Here is a 19,355-nt window from a genome sequence, read left to right on the forward strand (position 1 = left end):
GAACAACGAACACCGCTTCCAGCCCCGTAGGGGCGTAATATTTGTAACCAAAGTGCTACCTCCACTAGTATAGCGATGCACGCAATGCATTTTCCAAAGAGCAAAGGTGAAGCTTTGCATCGCAACAGAAAAGCACTGCAAAGAGCAATTCCCAAAAAAACAACAAGGGTTAAAGGTAAAGAGATGTATCGGCTAGCTCAACATGACAAAGGAGCAAAAGGGAAGGTAGGGTTTTGTCATCCCAAGCAAAGTCGAGTGATCTCATCAAAGGATTGAAGAGAAAAGAGCAAAGAGATACTTCGGCAAAGTCTATCCCGATATATCGGGGCTCAGCACGACAGCGTGATGTTTCGCTTGTACTCAACATAAAAAATAACCTTAACTAAACGACATTGGATTATATGTTCTATTTTCCTCTAACTTCCTCTAACTCCATCATATTCCATCTATTCCGACTCATTCCGACTCATTCCGATTTATTCCGATTCATTCCTCAATACATGAGCCCGGTTAATTCTTGGCCCTTCGGATAAACTTTATTTATGTTTTTCTGTTTGATGTTGTATAACAAAAATTTTATCCTATTTTTGCTATTTAAAGTAAGTCTAAATTTAAGCTATGACCTGCAGCGATACTAAACTTGTAGTAAAACGCATACTCACCGATTACCTGGAGCGTAAAGGGCACAGGAAAACACCCGAACGTTTCGCCATTCTTGACGAGATTTACTCACAAGAGTCGCACTTTGATATAGAAACGCTCTATATCAAAATGAAAAATAAAAACTACCAGGTAAGTAGGGCGACGCTCTACAACACAATCGACTTGCTACTGGAGTGTGGGCTGGTAATAAAACACCAGTTTGGTAAAAATTCATCGCTATACGAGAAAGCTTATGAATGTAAGCAACACGATCACCTTATTTGTAGTCGCTGTGGTAAAGTAATTGAGTTTTGCGACCCCAGAATACAGGAAATAATTAACTCCGCCCAAAAGAATAGCGGATTCACTATTTCGCATCACTCGCTTTACCTTTATGGCCTTTGTAAAGATTGTCAAACCGAAATAGATAAGGTTGATCTTTCCCTTTAGATTGTTAATATTTTCCTTTTCAAAATTGTGCTAAAAGCATTACCTTTATATGCTTTTTGGCTTGAAAATTTGTGTGAACAATTGGTTTCGCTAAGGTTTTTATTTGCCAAAAGTAGCATAATTATTATTAAAGGAGATGAGTAAAGTTGATATTCTATTAGGCCTCCAGTGGGGCGACGAAGGAAAAGGGAAAGTTGTTGATGTTCTAACTCCCAATTACAGTGTAATTGCACGATTCCAAGGTGGTCCAAACGCAGGTCATTCCTTGGAGTTTAATAACATTAAACATGTGCTGCATACCATTCCTTCAGGGGTATTTCATCCTGGCTGCTTAAACTTAATTGGCAATGGTGTAGTAATTGACCCAATTATCCTTGCTGAGGAAATACACTCGCTTGAGAAGCTTGGAGTAAACCTGAAAAAATCACTCAAAATTTCCAAAAAGGCTCACCTCATTTTACCCTCGCACCGTGAACTCGATGCAGCATCGGAGGCAGCAAAGGGAAAAGGAAAGATAGGCTCAACCCTGAAGGGAATTGGCCCTACTTACATGGATAAAACCGGACGCAATGGGCTACGTGTGGGCGATATCCTTTTACCCGATTTTAAGGATAGATACAATTTCCTAAAGAACAAACACAAGGAAATATTAAGGCAATATAACTATTCAAGTAACATTGAACAGCATGAGGAGGAGTGGTTTAAGGGCATAGAGCTTCTACGTCAGTACGACCTTATCGACTCTGAGTACGAAATAAATAGCTACATCAAACAGGGAAAACGGGTGCTTGCGGAAGGTGCTCAGGGATCATTGCTCGATATCGATTTTGGTTCATACCCGTTCGTAACCTCATCGAACACTATTTGTGCCGGCGCTTGCACGGGGTTGGGAATTGCTCCTCACGCAGTTGGTGAGGTTTACGGCATATTCAAGGCATACTGTACCCGAGTAGGCTCTGGACCATTCCCCACCGAGCTTGATAACGAGATTGGCGAAAAGATGCGAAAGATAGGTGTTGAGTTTGGTGCCACCACTGGACGGCCGCGTCGTTGTGGTTGGCTCGACCTAGTTGCATTGAAGTATGCTATTATGCTCAATGGTGTAACCCAGCTAATAATGACTAAACCCGATGTGCTTGATTCCTTTGAAACCATCAAGGTTGCAGTAGCATACAGGGTAAACGGTATTGAAACCGACAGGTTGCCCTACGATATTAATACGCCCATTGAGCCGGTTTACAAGGAGTTTAAGGGTTGGATGACCGATATTTCAGGCTTCAAATCCGATAGTGATTTGCCTGACGAGCTAATGGCTTACATCCAGTTTATTGAGCAGGAAACAGGTGTTCCGGTTAGGATTATTTCAGTTGGACCAAACAGAGACGAAACAATTGTAAGGGAGTGAAAAACAGCTAGAAAGATATTTTTACAAAGGGATTTTCAATAGGCTTGGTATATTGCCAGGCCTTTTTTGTACGATAGTTGCTCAATTCCCATACTACACCGCTAAGACCAGAGGATTGATCCATTAACCTTGAACTTACCTCAAGGTTAGTTTCAATTTTTTCTCTAAACTCGTTGTCGGCAAAAACTCGTAACCCGAGGTACTTTACTGAGTATATGTTTCCTGAAAGGCAGGTAGGCCAAACATAGTTTCCGGAAGGCGAACTTACCAAAACATTCGTTTCCCACTCAATGGTGTATGGTTGAGTTCCTTTTTTATTCAGCCAGTCTTTACCAAACTTAAAGCTAAGCGTGTTTTCCGATGTAACTTTTTTCTCAAGGCCACCTTTCCAAATAACATTACCCTTTGAGTCGGTAATTCTTGCTTTACTTCTATTAACTATAAATTCCTGCGCTTTTGGGAAGTTAATGGATAGTGTATTGGATATCTGATCTTGAATAGCTGTAAACGAAACTATTGTTGAAATAAGTGTTGTGCTCTCATCTACGGTTTGCATCTCCATTGCAAACCTATCAATCTCTATTTGTGTACCAGAAATTTCTTGAGAGATACCTCGTTGTGAAAAAGTTAATAGACAGGCAAATACAAAGAAAGAGGACATCCGCAATGCGGACATCCCCTTTAAAAATGAAAAATTACTTTTGAATATTTGGCAGCTCAAGTCCATAACCCTTTTTCTTATCTTCAGCCTTAAGCAGTAATGCAAAAACCAGGGCAAGTATCCCAAGTGAGGTGAAAATTATCATTGGTATAGTGTAGTTGTAGGTATTCACTGTTACGCCTTCAACCACTTTTTGACCGGTTACACAGTACTTATCGAGCACCCAACCAATAAGGGCAGGAACACCCATTAAGCCCCAGTTTTGTACCCAGAAAATTAAGGAGTAGGCAGTTCCAAGCTGATTCTCAGGGATGATTTTTGGCACTGAAGGCCACATTGCCGAGGGAACCAATGAGAATCCAATACCCAGAATAATAATAAGTACAATTGCAATAATCCAATGGTTAAGGAATGGAATTGAGAACATGGAGTGTACAAAGATAAGTAGGAGTGAGCCAATCAGCATGATAGTTGCCCCTTTACCTTTCCTGTCGTAAATATTTCCGAAAAAGGGAGTAAGCAGTATGGTACCAAAGGGTAACATGGCAGGTATTGTACCGGCAAGCGATTCATCAACACCAAACTTGTTTACCATTAAGTCGGCGGCATACTTAAGGAATGGGAAAACGGCTGAGTAGAATAGTACACAAAGTATGGCAATGTACCACCAACCCTTGTTGGTAATGATATTGAAAATATCCGATATCTTAAATGCTTCCTCCTCGTTGGTTACATTGTTACTCTTGTCGTATTCAGCTTGGGAAGCATCGAGCTTCTTATCCATAAAAGTGTAAATGATAAATGAAATTAAGCCAATTACGAGAAGAATCAAGCAGAAAAGGATGGGCTTTGAAACATGGCCAAAAGCCTTAGCAATGGGTACCGATGTAGCCAAAGCAAGCGCAGTACCTAAACGGGCAGTAGCCATTTCCAAACCCATAGCAAGCGCTAGCTCCTTGCCCTTGAACCATTTTACAATGATTTTTGAAACGGTAATACCGGCCACTTCAACACCTACACCAAAAATGGCATACCCCAATGCAGCCATAAACACTTGTGCTTTAATGGGGAAAATCCATAGAATATTCCATACCTGCCCATCGAGCATATGGGTGGAAACAGCCCAGAACTTAATGGATGTACCAATAACCATTATGGTGGCAGCCATTAGACCGGTAAACCGGACACCCATTTTGTCGAGGATAATACCGCCAATGATTAGCATGAAAAGAAATACATTAAACCACCCGTAGGCGCTGGTAAAAAGTCCGTATTCTGAACTATCCCATGAGAGTTGTTGCTCTAAAAGCCCTTTCAGCGGGGCCATCACATCGGTTAAGTAGTAACCGGTTAACATGGTAAAAGCTACAACTGCCAGGGCTGTCCAACGTGCCCAGGCATGATCGCGCAGTGTTTGTCGAATCTTTTCCATTTAGTATAAAAATTAGGTTTAGTTTGTTTTGTGCAGCAAATAAAATCAAAATAGCTCAAACCAAATACATTTTTTGTCAACAAAATAAAAAACCGCCTAAAAATTGGCGGTTTTACAATCGCTTAATCGTAATTTACTTATTTTCGTATACCCACATTTCCATGGGTTCGTCGGGTCGCTCGGAGTTAATTCGCTCAATTTCGTTAAAAGCTTTGCTATACGTGTCGTACTGACCAATTGAAACCAGCTTAAAACCATTGGGTGAGTCAAGTATTTTTGTTTTGTTAAAACCCAATTTATGAACTTCTTCCTCCCATGCTGTGGCATTTGAAGGCACTTTAAAACTACCAATAATCACATGAAAACGGTAAGTGGCTTCATACTCTTGCTGTTTACGCAATTCCTCTTGGCGGGCTTGCTCCTCGGCTATTCTTTTTTGTTCTTCCTCAAAAGCTTTTGCTTTTGCTATGCTGTCCTCTTTGGCTTTTTGCAGGGCAATGGGGTCAACCTTTTTGTCTTTTTTAAAGTACTTGCAACCCGTGCCAACAAATGCTGCCAGTACTATAAACAGTATAATTCTTTTCATAGGGTTTCTCGGTTAAGGTTTAATTTCAGTGCAATATATATACAAATTTTTAATAAATCAAAATTTAGCGCTAAAAGTTCAAGCAATTATGCTGATTTTATCCCTTTCAGGTATCCTATTCTGAAAAGGGATTGTTACTTTCAAAATCGGGACGGTAAAAATGGCTGCTTACCGGGTCTTGAACCCAGCCCCTGAAGCCATGATTTTCCAATACTTCAATAACTTTTTTATACTCTTCAATACCCACATTCTGGTTTAATTCATTGGGCAGTGTAAGCTCTGCAGGGGGGTAAAACTGTGACATGAGCGAGATGTATAGTTTTGTTGAAACCTCTTCGGCAAGAAAGTTGAGAAGTTTAATGCTGTCGTTGGCATGACCTGGCAGAACTAAATGCCTGATAATCATTCCAAACTCTGCTAAACCCTCGTTGTTTAGGATTAGGGTTGAACCCTTTTGCCTATACATTTCCTTAATGGCTTTTGAGGCTACCTGAAAATAATCCGATACCCCTGAAAACCTTTGCGCTAATGTGCTGTCGTAATATTTTAAATCGGGTAAGTAAACGTCAACTATACCCTCAAGCATTTTTAGGGTTTCAACTTTGTCGTATCCATTGGAGTTGTATACAGTAATAGGCTTATAGCCCGATTTATTCAAGGAATTTACAATATCAACCATCTGGGCAACTTGGTGCGACGGTGAAACAAAGCCAACCATTCCAATACCAGTGTTGAGTATACTTTTTATCTCATCAACAATTACTTTAGTATCGGTTAACCATTTTTTGCTATGCTTGGTATTCCTACTTATTTGGTGGTTTTGGCAGAAAATGCATTGCAGGTTGCAATGCGCAAAAAAAACGTTACATATTCCTTTTTCACCTGATATAACTGGCTCCTCACCTTTGTGAGGAAAAATTGATGATACAACTGGATTTACCCCAACATTACAGAAACCAGTATGGGCATACCTATCAATGCCGCATTCATGGGGGCATAGGGTGCAGCAGCTTAAATCAAAGATTTTATTTTCATCCATGCCACAAAAATACTAAACCTACTACTTTTAGATATGATTAGGTGAGTTGCAAAACAAAATTTTATAGTTTTGTCTATTCTAATGGTGAAAATTTTGAAACGATGAAAACAATAATCGATCTTTTTGAGGAGAGCGTAAGTAAGTTTTCCGATAATCCTTACATCTGGGAAAAAGTTACCGATAAGTATGAACCAACCTCATACGCCCAAACACGGACTGAGGTTTACCGCTTAGCAGCAGGGTTGTTAAGCCTTGGAGTAAAGAAAGACGACAAGATTGCGCTACTAAGTGAAGGCCGCAAGCTTTGGGTAATAAGTGAATTGGGGATACTCTATACTGGTGCTGTAAATGTTCCTCTTTCGGTAAAGCTAGAGGGTAATGACTTACTATTCCGATTGGTTCATTCCGAAACATCTATGATTTTTGTATCGGGACAGCAAGCATCAAAGGTTGAGAAGTTGCGCTCCCAGTTACCCAACGTTAAAAGGGTAATATACCTCGATCAGCCGGAAAAGTTAGAGGGCGACGATCTGTTCGTTGGCGATGTTTTTAAGCTAGGCGATGAATTTCTTAAGAATAACCCCGGAAAAGTTGAGGAGGTTTCAAAAAGCATCAAACCTGCCGATTATGCCAATATCAGTTATACATCAGGCACCACAGCCGATCCTAAGGGCATAATTCTTTCGCATAGAAACTACACTGCTAATGTTGAGCAGGCCTTAACCCTTATGGAGATACCTGTTCATTATAAAACGCTGCTAATTCTACCGCTCGACCACTGCTTTGCGCATGTAGCCGGTTTATACTCATTTATGGCTAAGGGAGCAAGTATAGCTACCGTTCAGGTTGGCAAGACCCCCATGGATACTTTGAAGAATATCCCAATTAACATCAAGGAGCTTAAACCAAACCTTTTACTCAGCGTGCCCGCTTTAGCCAAGAACTTCAAAAAGAATATTGAAAACGGCATTAGGGCAAAGGGAAAATTTACTGAGGCGCTTTTTAACCACGCTCTGAAAATCTCCTACAAGTACAATAAGGAGGGTTGGAATAAGGGAACCGGTTTTACTTTCATTTACAAGCCCCTTATATGGCTTTACGATAAAATTTTATTCAGCAAGATACGTGAGGTTTTTGGTGGTGAGCTCGATTTCTTCATTGGTGGCGGGGCGTTACTTGATATTGAGCTGCAACGCTTTTACTATGCCATTGGTATTCCAATGCTACAAGGCTACGGATTATCGGAAGCAACTCCCATTATCAGTTCAAACTCGTTAAAACGCCATAAACTGGGTTCATCGGGTCACCTGGTAAAATACCTTGATCTTAAAATTTGCGATGAGAATGGCAATGAACTACCCGTAGGGGAAAAAGGCGAAATTGTTGTCAAGGGCGAGAACGTAATGGTGGGTTACTGGAAGAACGAGAAGGCAACCGCCGAAACGGTGCGCGATGGATGGCTTTACACTGGCGATATGGGATACATGGATAAGGATGGCTTCCTTTACGTTTTAGGAAGGTTCAAAAGCTTGCTTATTGCCAGCGATGGCGAAAAGTATAGCCCCGAAGGAATTGAAGAGTCGTTGGTTCAGCACTCCAAGTTTATTGATAGCGTTGTGCTTCACAACAACCAAAAGCCTTACACCACAGCCCTAATTGTTCCCTCAAAGGAGGCTCTGAAAAAAGCCATTGCGGCTAAGGGTATCGACCCTGAATCGCACGAAGCCGCCAAGGAGGCCATTGCCATAATAAACAATGAGATAGCCCGCTTTAAACCCGGTGGCGAGTTTGGCGATATGTTCCCTGAACGATGGTTGCCTACAACCTTTGCTATTCTTGATGAGCCCTTTACTGAACAGAACGGTTTAGTTAATAGTACCATGAAGGTAGTAAGAGGCAAGGTTGAAAAACTTTATGAGAATCGTTTAGAATTCATGTACACCCCAAGTGGCAAAAATATTGTTAACGATGCAAATATCCAGTCGGTTCAAACCTTACTTAAAAATTAAGAACTATATCATCACAAATTTGTTGTAAGGAGGGCACTTAAATGTCCTCCTTTTTTTTAACTTTACTAAAAAGACTTTAACGATGGAACGATACCTTAAAGCACTTCAAAGGGGAATAATTTACTTAACCCTTTTTATTATCTCGCTACTACTAATTTTAGCGTTAATTGACGTTTTTATTAAGCTATACGATGGGTTGATAAATAATCCCTTTCGTGCTTTTATTGAATTGCAGTATCCTCAACTTATCGATTTATTTTTGGTAATTATTATTGGGGTTGAGCTACTGGAAACCATAAAGGGTTTCCTCAGGGACGAGATACTCCATGTGGAGCTTGTGGTTTTGGTTGCCATAATTGCTATCTCCCGCAAGGTTATAGTATGGGGAATTTCAAGAACCACATCGCAGGAGATGTTTTCCCTAGCTGCCATGCTGGCTGCCCTGGCATTAACCTATTGGGTTATTAAAACTTGCTATAAAAAGAAGTATAACAAGTTAGGGTCAAACACTCCAAAGGCAAATTCTAGTTGTGGCGATGTTAATGTTTGATAATATTAGGTATAATAAACTTTTTTTAACACATCCAGCGGAGGTTTAAACTACCCTGGGGCTTACCTTAGCATTTCATAGAATTGCGAAAATGAGAAAGGGAGCCTTGGGGATTTTGATGAATTATCTTCATTTCAGGAAGAAGTGCTTACCGAAGGGGGGATATGGCATACATTCACCTTTTGTTTTTGATTTGTATACCACTACAATCGAAAACGATAGCAGGGAATCGGTCTTTGAGAGTATTGAAGTGTACCGCAAGGAGCTGTTAGGCTGCGATATAGGAATTATTCGTAAATCGATCGCCGAAAGCCTGAATGGGGGATTTAGAGGGGAACTGGTTAAGCTAAGTAGAATTGCCCGAACTGCTTCTGTACCACCACACCTGGGGAGGTTGCTATACAGGATTGTAAATCGCTTTAAACCCAATGTAATGCTCGAGCTTGGAACATCGGTTGGTATTAGCTCAATGTACATTGCCAAGGCAAACCCACAAGGAGTTCTTTATACCATTGAAGGCGATGAAGCAGTTTTTGGAATTGCCCAAAAACGTTTCGATACCATGAATATTACAAATATTAAACCCATTTGTGGTATATTTGAAACAGAATTACCAGGTATTGCAAGGGAAGTTCCCGGTTTCGATTTTGTTTTTATTGACGGTGACCATAACGGGACTAAACTTTTGCAGTATTTCAATGTCATACTTCCAAAGCTAAATGAAAATTCAGTGGTTGTGGTTGACGATATTCGCTGGAGTAACGATATGGAAGATGCCTGGAGGGAACTCAAGGCCAACAGGCAAGTATCAGTTTCCATTGACCTGTTTAGGTGTGGAGTGCTTTTCTTCAGGAAAGGCATAGCCAAACAAAATTTTATGCTTCGATACGGACCATTCTAACAAGTAAAATATAATAACCTAGTATATGAGCGAGCATTACTTAATCAACATTACAAACATTAAAAAGTACTACCAGGTAGGAAGCGTTGTTGTGAAAGCCTTAAAAGGGGTCGACCTAACCATAAAACGTAATGAGTATGTAGCAATTATGGGGCCTTCGGGTTCTGGAAAATCAACCCTGATGAACATTCTGGGTTGCTTGGATACACCAACCGATGGTACCTATATACTCAATGGAACAGATGTAAGCAAGTTGTCCGACGACCGGTTAGCCGAAATCCGTAATAAGGAAATTGGGTTTGTTTTCCAAACCTTCAACCTCTTACCCCGTTACACTGCACTCGATAATGTAATGCTACCGCTAATTTATGCCGGAATACCAAAACATGAGCGTATTGAAATGGCAAAGTTAGCCCTTAAGAATGTTGGGCTTGACGACCGAATGGAACATAAACCAAACGAGCTCTCTGGCGGTCAGCGTCAGCGCGTTGCCGTGGCACGAGCCCTGGTAAATAGCCCTTCTATCATTCTCGCCGATGAGCCTACTGGTAACCTCGACTCAAAAACTTCTATCGATATTATGAACCTTTTCGAGGATATCTATGAGCAAGGCAATACCATAATTGTTGTTACCCACGAGGAGGATATTGCCCGCCATGCCCGTAGAATTGTTAGGCTTCGCGATGGTCATATTGAGTCGGATGAACCAAATCCAAACCCTATTCTCAGGCAAAAAGTTGTAATTACTGAACAATAAATATTGGTTTGCGTTGATTTAAATATTTCTTGTTTAAACAAGGTAGATAAACTATATTGCAACGCAACAATTATTGTATGAAAATTTACACAAAAACAGGCGATAAGGGCTCAACATCGCTGATAGGCGGAACTCGCGTTCCCAAGTACCATCCACGGATTGAAACCTATGGCACAGTAGATGAGCTGATTGCATTCACCGGTTTGCTCCGCGACCAGGATATCGATAGACACACTGTTGAAACCCTCATATTTATTCAGGACAGGTTAATGAACTGTGCATCGATACTTGCTGCGGACTGCACCGATTGCAAGGTAAGGATACCTAAGATTGAAAGCGCCGATATACAGCGTCTGGAGAATGAGATTGATGCCATGGATGCCCAGCTGGAGCCTTTAACATCGTTTGTGCTACCCGGAGGTCATCCTGTTGTTTCGGTTTGCCATGTTTGCCGAACCGTTTGCCGCAGAGCCGAACGTTTGGTTACTCACCTAGCTGAAGAAACACCACTCCCTGAAAATCTTGTAGTTTTCCTTAACCGGCTTAGCGATTACTTTTTTACCCTTTCACGGAAACTTGGCAAGGATTTTGGAGTTGAGCAAATAAAATGGCAGCCTAATTTGTAATTCCAAAAAATTTATATATTTGTGTGGTTGTCAATAAAGATATTTTACTGACAATCAGTTTTTTAATAAACTTAAAAGCACTATGTATTGGACATTAGAATTAGCATCCAAGTTAGAAGATGCACCATGGCCAGCAACAAAGGAAGAGTTAATTGATTACGCCATTCGTTCTGGCGCACCTCTTGAGGTAATTGAAAATCTTCAGGAGCTGGAGGACGATAATGAAATTTACGAGAGCATTGAAGATATCTGGCCCGACTATCCTACAAAAGAAGACTTTCTTTTTAACGAGGATGAGTACTAAAAAATTAAGGAGAGGTTAACCTCTCCTTTTTCCTTATTTGCTTTTACTGCCTAGTATTTCGAGTCGCTTTTTACTACCAAGTTCCACCGGTTGCACCTTAAAGTCCCTTGGTATTATGCTGTTCCTATTAGCCGGACGTTTAGCCTCATGCCATTTGAAACCCTTAAGCATAACATCTTCCTGTTCAACTTTCTCAATGGGGTAAAGGTTTGATGATGGTTTCTCGCGGAAGGTAACCCGGCTTACTTTATTATCCTTTACCAGGATTGAAATTTTTGCACTCTCGGAACGGTTGGCTAATGTAAGTATGTTGCCATCGCGTATAAAGTAAACCGCTTGCCCATTTCCATTTACATCAATCTTTTCCGCCTTACCGTTATTAAAAAATGCGGTTATGGTTTTACCTTTAATCTGGTTGTAAAATTTGTCTTGCTCAAATGAGGTAATGAAGGCATTGCCGTTAAAATCCATCCGGTTTATTTTGTTATTTTTTGAGTGAATGGTTATGTGGTCGGCAGTCATTTGGTTTACATCGTTCCAGAGGATAGGATCAACATACATATCAATTGCCGAGTCGCGGGTGTTGTATATCATTGAGTCGCATAGCCCTTGAACATCGCGCCTGTAAAAAGTAACATTGCCTAGTGCTTTAAGAATTCTATAGGTGGAGTCCGATGATTTTTCATGTTTTTTGCTAACTACTTTAAAGTAGTTTGCTTTAAGGAATAAACTATCGGAATTATCAATTAGCATCAGGTAGGGGTTCTCCGTTACCTCGGCTTGCTCAGTTTCCTGCCAAAAATTAGCTTTTTGCCCATAGATGTAAGCCCTGTTAACAGTGTCAATTAGCACAACATTTCCAATTGCCCGGGCAAACTTACTGGATTTGTCGTAGAAAATGTTGTCGCCAAATATTTTATTCTCCTTGCTAAGTATGTAAGCATTTTGTTGTAGGTTGGTTTGCTCAATTTTTTTATTGTACCAACCCTTTTCGCAGTAAGCAAAATTATCCTTATTAAAGATGTGGGTTGGTCCAAAGAAGTAAGCAAGTTCATTCTTGGTGCTGTAGCTAAGGGAGTCGGTGTATATTGTTCCATCGGGGTCAACCATCACAACGTTTCCAGCAAACGATAGGAGGTTGGAAGAGCGGTTAAAGTAGCCCCGCTGGCTGGTTAGCTTCGACTCCTTTGAGGTAATTACACCCGGAGTTGTATAGTAGGCAACATTCGTTTTTGAGTTAAAGTATAGGGTTTGGGTAGTAAGCGTGGTTTCGTCGTCAATGAGTTTAACCTCTTTTCCGGTTATCTTACCTACTGAGGTTTTGCCATCAAAGTGAAGGGTTTGACCGGTTATTCGGGTTGAACCCTGTTGAATGCTAACATTACCAAAGGCATCAAACCAGTTATCATCGGGATTATGGTAAGCGCTGTCGCAGACTATACGGGTGTTTTCGTGCTGAAAGCGTACATTCCCAATATACCTGATAATTTTCTGGCCATCAATATTGAGGTTTTTCATGCTCTTTGCCCCTTCAAACCTAATTCGGGTTTTTTGTTGAGCTTGAGCGCCTGTGAGCAATCCCAGCAGAATAGGTATAATAATAAGAATACGAAGTATGGATTTCATCTCAATTATGCCTACTTTATCCAACCCTTGCTTTGGAAATCGCAACTATGAAAATCATTATCAATCCTGATGTAGAACGATTTTATTTTTTTTGAAACCCAGTCCCTGAGTATCTCGTTTTCCTTACTCGACTTGGCCATTTCCTGAATTTTATCGTAATCGTCTTTCAGGTTAGCCTTATGGGCAGGCACAATTCGTTTCACCTTGATGATTTTAAAAACGATATTTGCATGCTCATCGCGCGACTCAAAGGGTGCGCTATACTCGCCCTCTTTTAGGTCTTTTATTGCATAAAAGTCCGATGGCTGCAAGTGCTCTTTCTCAAACAGCGAGGTATTGGTAAAGGGATTGATCATCAGGCCCTTGTTTAGGTTTGATTTTTTATCCTCGGAGAAACGGAGCGCTGCGTTCTCAAAGGTAATACTATCGTTGCGGATAAGCGTGGCAATGCTGTCGAGCTTTTGAACTGCTTTTGAAAGCAAATCGGTTGTGAACTGAGGTTTGAGAAGGATATGCCTAACATTTACCTGGTCGTTTCGTCGTTCAATCATCTGGATGATGTGCAATCCGTACTCGGTTTCCACCACCTGGCTAATTTGACCTTCCTTAAGGTTAAATGCAGCATCGGCAAATGCCTTAACAAGCTCTTCGCGTGAACGGAAACCCAACTCTCCGCCCTTTATGGCCGATGCTCTATCCTCAGAATATAGGGCGGCAAGGGTTGAAAATCGTTCACCATTAAGTATTCGATTACGAATTTCAAGCAGCTTTTCTTTAGCCTCAAGCTTCGCCTTTTCGGCATCGGGGGGGTAAATTGCAATTTGTTGAAGTTCGTACTGCATGGGTATGTCGGGTAGACTATCGGAGGGAATTTTTTTGTAAAAAGCTTTTACGTCCGATGGGGTTATTTTAACCTTATCAACAATCTTACGCTGCATCTGCTGGGTTAACTGTTGCTCGCGTATGATTTCTCTTAAATCGTCCTTAATTTCAAATATCGGCTTGTTAAAGTAGTTCTCCAGTGCCTTTTCCGATCCAATTTGATTGATAAAGTACTTTAAACGACGGTCAACTTCGCTTTCAACTGAACCTTCGTTTACCTCAATACTATCAATTTTAGCCTGGGTTATTAGAAGTTTCTGAATAAGGAGTTGCTCCAATAGCTGGCAACGGTCGATATTAGCATTTGTACTGCCTTGCATTTTAATGCGCAGGAGTTCCTGCTCAACATCGGATAGAAGTATGCGCTCATTTCCAACAACTGCAATTACCTTGTCGATAGAGATATTTTCCTGCGCGTGCGAACTAAGACTAAACGAAAAAATCAATAAAAAAAGTGTAGGTAACCTAAATGCTCTCATGGTTGTACTATTTGTAGATTTCAAAATTACGATCGTCTTTTGCTTTAATAAACAAATTGCGTTCCAGCTGGTCAATCAGGTTTTGCTTTCGCGCGTTAATAATTAGCTGTTTTATCTCGTTTGTTATGTAGGCGAGAGGTGCAGTTTCGCCTTGCTCTTTAACCTCACGCAGCGAAACCAGGTAGATGAAACTGCCGTCTTCCATTTCAATGTATTGTTTTGAAAAGGTCTCCTTTACATTATCGATTGTGTAAGGAAGCTGACGGGTAATTACCGAGAATGGTATCCATTGGTCATTGAAAAAATCGTAGAAAATGGCCGCCTGATAGGCCAAATTATCCAGGAGTTGTATGTCCTCCTGTTTCTTAGAACGGTATATTTCCTTGATCTTGGGGGTTTGTGGGGCTTCCTTGCGGAGTTTTATGAATAGTGCTTTAACTATTGGCTCTGAGAGAACAAAGTTATCCTTGTTGGAGTAGTAGTACTGCTCTACCTCTGTTTCCTTAACCAGAGTATCGAGTTTTTGGTTTACGTAAGCCTGTTCGTACTTGTGGATTAGTAGTGATGCCCTATAATCTTCCAGCTGACGTGCCACGTTTTTCTCCTTATCGGTAAGGTTGTTCTCGGCCTGTTTTAGCAGGAGTTGAGTTTGAATCCACTTCTCAATGTAAGCCTTAGCAATTAGTATACTGTCCTCCTTACTTACATTTGTGAGGAAAATATTTTGAAGGTCGCTTTCGTAGAGGTACTTATCGTATACCCTTGCTACAGGCCGGCTATTATCGGCGTTTTGGCAAGCAGTAAGAAAGCCAGTTACTACAATCAGCGAAAATAGTAGTCTATTCATTTTTTTATTTGTTGAGATTTTCAAGTAGCTTACTGTAAGTGTCATTGTTAATATCCACCTTGTATTTTTCCTTAAGCGTTTGAATCCATGATTCCTCCAGGTAATTCTGATAATCAGCCATAACTTCAGCCCTGCAGTCGTTTAGCTCCTTAGGCTCACCTGTAGTTGTTTTATTGATATGTACTACAAGGTGTTTGTCGTTCTGAACACTACTGTTAATACCTGAGTTCCATTGGGTATAACCTGAAAGCAATGGATTATCGGGGAAGCCTACCTGTTGGTTGTAGGTAACATTTTGTGCCTTCTTATTCCATTTCTTAACGAGCTCATCAGGATTTATAGCCGGATTCTTTTTTAGGCTCTTTACTAGTGCCTGGGCAATCTTACTATCAGCGGTTTGGTAAACGGTAAAGTAAATTTTTTCGCCCCACAGATACTTATCGCGGTGGTTCTCGAAAAATGTGTTGAGTGCCGTGCTATCAGATGCTTTTGTCCATACCTCGCGGTTCGATATCTCAAAAAGCAGCATACCCTCGAGGTATTCGTTGGCAAGCTGTTTAAATTCAGGATATTTTTGGGGTAAAAGCGATTTTTCAAGGTTAATTATGGTTTGGTTTACCCAATCGGTATAAATAGAGCTGATGAACGATTGGATGGAATGGCTCCTGCTTTTTTGCTGGTTCTGGCCAATAAACTGGAGCAAGTCGGATAGTGTATAATTCGATCCTTTTACAACCAGTAAAGTTGGGTTTGTTTTGATGCCTGGAACTTTCCATTCGCCTTTAAAAATGGTGGAATCGATAAGCGATGAGAGAAGTTTAGCCGATTCGGCGGGGAACTCCTTAACCCCGTACTCCTTTTTGAGCTTGTTTATGAATGAGGTACGTATGAGCATGGTTCTGCTGTCGCGAGCCAGTAGGTTTTTAATCTCTGGCTGCATCTCCTCAAACTCGCCCGGTAGCTTTCTATCAAGAAGCTTAACCACATGCCACCCAAATGAGGTTTGAAAGGGCTTGGAGATATCGCCAATTTCTTTTAGGGAAAAAGCAACCTCCTCGAACTCGGGAATAATTTGGCCGGAACGAATCCAGGGTAGTTCGCCACCGTTCGGGGCTGTACTGTTGTCCTGCGATTCCTTTTTGGCTAACTCGGCAAAGTTTTCGCCGTTAAGTAGGCGGTTATGAATGTCAACTATTTTTTGGCGGGCATTTTCCATTTCCTGAGGCGAAGCATTGGGGTTAACCCTCACCATGATGTGGGCAACCTTAATTTGCCCCTTGGCAGGGCGACGACCGTGAACCTTAATGATATGGTAACCAAAGCGGGTGCGAACCGGTATCGAAACCGAATCGACCGGAGTATTGTAAGCTGCACTTTCAAAGGGGTAAACCATTTGAAAGGCTGAGAACCAACCAAGGTAACCATTGTTTCGGCCAACCGAAGGATCGTTGCTAGTGGTTAATGCAACTTTGCCAAAGGGTTCGCCGCTAAGAACTTTGGAGCGAGCCTCAATGGCTTTTTGGTAGTACTTAAGAGTATCGGAACCCGTTACTGTTTCCGGAATGCTAATAAGGATGTGGCTGGCGCTTACCTCTTCCAGCATACGCTGGTAGGCCTCACGGGTTAAAGCATCGAGCGTTTCCTGATCAATAAGGTACGATTGCGCAAGCTGATCAACATAACCATTATACTCATTCCTGAACGAATATAGGGTATCGATTCCTGCATCACGGGCTGCTTGAACCTTTAGCTTAAAGTTGATGAAAAGGTTTAGGTAGTCATCAAGGGTCGATTTATCAATTTTTGCACCAGTAGCCTTGGTGTTTTTAATGTAAAGCGATATAAACTCATCAGCTGAAATAGGAGTGTTGTTGATGGTTAAAAGTGTTTCAGAGCCCTGTTTCTGGGCATAAGCAATTTGTCCTGCTAACACTCCGGCTGTAATGATTGCTACTCGAAATACCTTTTTCATCGGTTTTGGGTTTAAGGGTTACCTTACAAAACATTAGTTTGCACTAATAGCTGGTATCGCGACTATAGTTTGGAGCCTCGCGGGTGATTGCCACGTCGTGGGGGTGGCTTTCAATAATACCTGCATGAGTAATCCGAACAAACTTGGCTTTTTTGAGTGCATCGAGGTTTGGTGCGCCACAGTAGCCCATACCGGCACGCAGGCCACCAATAAGCTGGTAGAAAACCTCGGCGAGGGTTCCCTTGTAGGGAACGCGAGCCACAATGCCTTCGGGTACAAGTTTTTTTATGTCGTCCTCAACATCCTGGAAGTAACGGTCCTTGGAACCCTGCTGCATGGCATCTAGCGAGCCCATTCCTCTGTACGACTTGAACTTACGGCCATTGTAAATGATTGTTTCGCCTGGTGATTCTTCCACACCTGCAAAAAGCGATCCGGCCATAATGGTATCGGCGCCTGCCGCTAGGGCTTTTACAATATCGCCTGAGTAACGAATTCCACCATCGGCAATTACAGGAACGCCTGAGCCTTGAATGGCACTTGCAACGTCCCAAATAGCGTTTAGCTGAGGAACACCAACGCCTGCAACAACACGGGTTGTACATATTGAACCCGGGCCAATGCCTACCTTAACCGCATCGGCTCCAGCATCAACAAGCATTTTAGCGGCATCGGCTGTGGCTATGTTCCCAACAATCACTTCAAGCTTGGGGAATTCCTTTTTTACCATTTTTAGCATCTCAATCACACCCTTGCTGTGGCCGTGTGCAGTATCAATAACAATGGCATCAACATCAGCCTCGTATAGTGCTCTTACGCGGATTAGTGTATCGGCCGTAACTCCAACGCCTGCTGCAACCCTTAAACGCCCCTTGGTATCCTTACTGGCATTGGGATTATCTTTTACCTTAGTGATATCCTTGTAGGTGAGTAAACCAATTAGCTTATTATTCTCGTCAACCACCGGAAGTTTTTCAATCTTATGCTGTTTCAGTATTTCGGTTGCCTTTTCAAGGTCAATCGACTGGCTGGTTGTAATAATTCCTTTAGAGGTCATTACATCCCTGATGGGGGTACGCATATTCTCCTGAAAGCGTAGATCCCTGTTGGTAACAATGCCTATAAGGATGTTCTCATTGTTAACTACGGGAATGCCTCCAATACGGTATTCCTTCATCATGGCCAGGGCATCACCAACAGTAGCATCGGGATGAATGGTAACGGGTTCATAGATCATTCCATTCTCGGCACGTTTTACCTCGCGTACCTGTCGAGCCTGCGCCTCAACCGACATATTTTTATGGATAACCCCTATGCCCCCTTCGCGGGCTATGGCAATGGCCAGTGCCGATTCGGTTACCGTATCCATGGCAGCCGAAACAATTGGCGCTTTAATTGTAATGTTTCGCGTAAATCGCGATGTTAAATCAACATTGCGGGGTAATACTTCTGAGTATGCCGGAACTAACAGCACATCGTCGAAGGTTAAACCTTCGGCTACTACTTTATCATCTAAGAACGACATGGCTAACTGGTTTACTGTTTAAAAATGCGGCAAGTTACAAAAAAATAGCATACCTGCAATTGGCTCAGCCCAATATGCAGCTCTGGCTATGTTATTTTTTGCAAAACCCTGAAAGGTAGTTGTTGACATTTTGATTAAACCAAGGTGCAATGAATTAAAAATTCAAACGGGATAATTTCTGGAGGAATGAATCGGAATGAATCGGAATGAATCGGAATGAATCGGAATGAATCGGAATGAATCGGAATGAGTCGGAATATGAGGAAGTTAGAGGAAGTTCTAGTTCGTTAAACGTGAACCGTGAACCGGAAGAATTAAGAATATGACGGAGTTAGAGGAAGTTAGAGGAAAATAGAACAGATAAATCTAAGAATTTTGATAATCAAATTTAACCTAACAAAAAATAGAACGCAGGTTACACTGATTAAATAGATTTACGCAGATTTTCAATAAACTCCAAACGCCAAACACAAAAAACTAAACACCTTTAAACGCTTAACTAAAAAACGTTGATTCAAATCCCAAAAAAAGTAGCTGATTTTTTTATTGTTATGTAAATTTACAATATCTTGAAGTATAAAATTGAATCACAGCTGTCCAAAATAATTTAAAATCAAAAAATGCCTAATTGTTAATCAGGTGGTTAGGGTTCAAAAGTAATC

At 41.4% G+C, this 19,355-nt stretch carries 17 protein-coding genes; 8 read left to right on the forward strand and 9 right to left on the reverse strand.

Features of this window, described 5'->3' with window-relative positions:
• Positions 1-618: 618 nt before the first annotated feature.
• Entirely contained in the window at positions 619-1,092 is a 474-nt protein-coding gene (locus tag WHS63_RS12195; RefSeq protein ID WP_369490758.1) for a Fur family transcriptional regulator, read from the forward strand.
• Between the two features lie 136 nt (positions 1,093-1,228).
• The gene (locus WHS63_RS12200) at positions 1,229-2,497 is read left to right on the forward strand and encodes an adenylosuccinate synthase (protein ID WP_369490759.1); all 1,269 of its coding nucleotides are present in this window, start codon (positions 1,229-1,231) and stop codon (positions 2,495-2,497) included.
• 7 nt (positions 2,498-2,504) lie between these two features.
• On the opposite strand, the gene WHS63_RS12205 is transcribed toward WHS63_RS12200, so the two are convergent.
• From WHS63_RS12205 to WHS63_RS12220, 4 genes are all read right to left on the reverse strand, one after another.
• Entirely contained in the window at positions 2,505-3,173 is a 669-nt protein-coding gene (locus WHS63_RS12205; RefSeq protein WP_445205342.1) for a hypothetical protein, read from the reverse strand.
• Between the two features lie 19 nt (positions 3,174-3,192).
• Positions 3,193-4,590, reverse strand: a complete 1,398-nt coding sequence (locus WHS63_RS12210) for an MFS transporter (protein ID WP_445205343.1) — start codon at positions 4,588-4,590, stop codon at positions 3,193-3,195.
• A gap of 133 nt (positions 4,591-4,723) precedes the next feature.
• A complete protein-coding gene (locus WHS63_RS12215) occupies positions 4,724-5,176 on the reverse strand; it encodes an SPOR domain-containing protein (protein WP_369490764.1) in 453 nt (150 codons plus the stop codon).
• 115 nt (positions 5,177-5,291) lie between these two features.
• Positions 5,292-6,215: a radical SAM protein gene (locus WHS63_RS12220; RefSeq protein ID WP_445205344.1), complete on the reverse strand. Its 924-nt coding sequence runs from the start codon at positions 6,213-6,215 to the stop codon at positions 5,292-5,294.
• A 101-nt stretch (positions 6,216-6,316) separates the two neighbouring features.
• On the opposite strand from WHS63_RS12220, the gene WHS63_RS12225 reads away from it, so the two are divergent.
• The 6 genes from WHS63_RS12225 to WHS63_RS12250 all read left to right on the forward strand — a co-directional run bounded on the left by WHS63_RS12225 (position 6,317) and on the right by WHS63_RS12250 (position 11,362).
• On the forward strand, positions 6,317-8,224 hold the full coding sequence (locus WHS63_RS12225) for an AMP-dependent synthetase/ligase (protein ID WP_445205345.1): 1,908 nt from the start codon (positions 6,317-6,319) through the stop codon (positions 8,222-8,224).
• Positions 8,225-8,306: 82 nt separating this feature from the next.
• Positions 8,307-8,774, forward strand: a complete 468-nt coding sequence (locus WHS63_RS12230; RefSeq protein ID WP_445205346.1) for a phosphate-starvation-inducible PsiE family protein — start codon at positions 8,307-8,309, stop codon at positions 8,772-8,774.
• Between the two features lie 91 nt (positions 8,775-8,865).
• On the forward strand, positions 8,866-9,675 hold the full coding sequence (locus WHS63_RS12235; RefSeq protein WP_445205347.1) for an O-methyltransferase: 810 nt from the start codon (positions 8,866-8,868) through the stop codon (positions 9,673-9,675).
• 25 nt (positions 9,676-9,700) lie between these two features.
• On the forward strand, positions 9,701-10,432 hold the full coding sequence (locus WHS63_RS12240) for an ABC transporter ATP-binding protein (protein ID WP_369490774.1): 732 nt from the start codon (positions 9,701-9,703) through the stop codon (positions 10,430-10,432).
• A 77-nt stretch (positions 10,433-10,509) separates the two neighbouring features.
• Positions 10,510-11,058 carry a cob(I)yrinic acid a,c-diamide adenosyltransferase gene (locus tag WHS63_RS12245; protein WP_445199126.1) on the forward strand — a complete coding sequence of 183 codons (549 nt, stop codon included), beginning with the start codon at positions 10,510-10,512 and terminating at the stop codon, positions 11,056-11,058.
• A gap of 82 nt (positions 11,059-11,140) precedes the next feature.
• Positions 11,141-11,362 (forward strand): DUF2795 domain-containing protein, encoded by a 222-nt coding sequence (locus WHS63_RS12250; RefSeq protein ID WP_369490778.1) that lies wholly within the window; start codon positions 11,141-11,143, stop codon positions 11,360-11,362.
• A 33-nt stretch (positions 11,363-11,395) separates the two neighbouring features.
• On the opposite strand, the gene WHS63_RS12255 is transcribed toward WHS63_RS12250, so the two are convergent.
• From WHS63_RS12255 to guaB, 5 genes are read right to left on the reverse strand one after another with little or no spacing between them, the layout of a single operon-like run.
• Positions 11,396-12,988 carry an OstA-like protein gene (locus WHS63_RS12255; protein WP_445205348.1) on the reverse strand — a complete coding sequence of 531 codons (1,593 nt, stop codon included), beginning with the start codon at positions 12,986-12,988 and terminating at the stop codon, positions 11,396-11,398.
• Positions 12,989-12,999: 11 nt separating this feature from the next.
• Complete coding sequence (locus tag WHS63_RS12260) at positions 13,000-14,349, reverse strand: peptidylprolyl isomerase (RefSeq protein WP_445205349.1); 1,350 nt, start codon at positions 14,347-14,349, stop codon at positions 13,000-13,002.
• A 7-nt stretch (positions 14,350-14,356) separates the two neighbouring features.
• On the reverse strand, positions 14,357-15,196 hold the full coding sequence (locus WHS63_RS12265) for a peptidyl-prolyl cis-trans isomerase (protein WP_445205350.1): 840 nt from the start codon (positions 15,194-15,196) through the stop codon (positions 14,357-14,359).
• A 4-nt stretch (positions 15,197-15,200) separates the two neighbouring features.
• Positions 15,201-17,168: a peptidylprolyl isomerase gene (locus tag WHS63_RS12270; protein WP_445205351.1), complete on the reverse strand. Its 1,968-nt coding sequence runs from the start codon at positions 17,166-17,168 to the stop codon at positions 15,201-15,203.
• 43 nt (positions 17,169-17,211) lie between these two features.
• On the reverse strand, positions 17,212-18,693 hold the full coding sequence (guaB, locus tag WHS63_RS12275) for an IMP dehydrogenase (RefSeq protein ID WP_445205352.1): 1,482 nt from the start codon (positions 18,691-18,693) through the stop codon (positions 17,212-17,214).
• Positions 18,694-19,355: the final 662 nt, after the last annotated feature.

The organism is Tenuifilum sp., assembly GCF_037481895.1.
GTDB classification, from domain to species: Bacteria; Bacteroidota; Bacteroidia; order Bacteroidales; family Tenuifilaceae; genus Tenuifilum; species Tenuifilum osseticum.

Coding starts and splice junctions, on each gene's coding strand:
- WHS63_RS12195 (WP_369490758.1), top strand. CDS start 619: ATGACCTGCAGCGATACTAAACTTGTAGTAAAACGCATACTCACCGAT.
- WHS63_RS12200 (WP_369490759.1), top strand. CDS start 1,229: ATGAGTAAAGTTGATATTCTATTAGGCCTCCAGTGGGGCGACGAAGGA.
- WHS63_RS12205 (WP_445205342.1), bottom strand. CDS start 3,173: ATGTCCGCATTGCGGATGTCCTCTTTCTTTGTATTTGCCTGTCTATTA.
- WHS63_RS12210 (WP_445205343.1), bottom strand. CDS start 4,590: ATGGAAAAGATTCGACAAACACTGCGCGATCATGCCTGGGCACGTTGG.
- WHS63_RS12215 (WP_369490764.1), bottom strand. CDS start 5,176: ATGAAAAGAATTATACTGTTTATAGTACTGGCAGCATTTGTTGGCACG.
- WHS63_RS12220 (WP_445205344.1), bottom strand. CDS start 6,215: ATGGATGAAAATAAAATCTTTGATTTAAGCTGCTGCACCCTATGCCCC.
- WHS63_RS12225 (WP_445205345.1), top strand. CDS start 6,317: ATGAAAACAATAATCGATCTTTTTGAGGAGAGCGTAAGTAAGTTTTCC.
- WHS63_RS12230 (WP_445205346.1), top strand. CDS start 8,307: ATGGAACGATACCTTAAAGCACTTCAAAGGGGAATAATTTACTTAACC.
- WHS63_RS12235 (WP_445205347.1), top strand. CDS start 8,866: ATGAGAAAGGGAGCCTTGGGGATTTTGATGAATTATCTTCATTTCAGG.
- WHS63_RS12240 (WP_369490774.1), top strand. CDS start 9,701: ATGAGCGAGCATTACTTAATCAACATTACAAACATTAAAAAGTACTAC.
- WHS63_RS12245 (WP_445199126.1), top strand. CDS start 10,510: ATGAAAATTTACACAAAAACAGGCGATAAGGGCTCAACATCGCTGATA.
- WHS63_RS12250 (WP_369490778.1), top strand. CDS start 11,141: ATGTATTGGACATTAGAATTAGCATCCAAGTTAGAAGATGCACCATGG.
- WHS63_RS12255 (WP_445205348.1), bottom strand. CDS start 12,988: ATGAAATCCATACTTCGTATTCTTATTATTATACCTATTCTGCTGGGA.
- WHS63_RS12260 (WP_445205349.1), bottom strand. CDS start 14,349: ATGAGAGCATTTAGGTTACCTACACTTTTTTTATTGATTTTTTCGTTT.
- WHS63_RS12265 (WP_445205350.1), bottom strand. CDS start 15,196: ATGAATAGACTACTATTTTCGCTGATTGTAGTAACTGGCTTTCTTACT.
- WHS63_RS12270 (WP_445205351.1), bottom strand. CDS start 17,168: ATGAAAAAGGTATTTCGAGTAGCAATCATTACAGCCGGAGTGTTAGCA.
- guaB (WP_445205352.1), bottom strand. CDS start 18,693: ATGTCGTTCTTAGATGATAAAGTAGTAGCCGAAGGTTTAACCTTCGAC.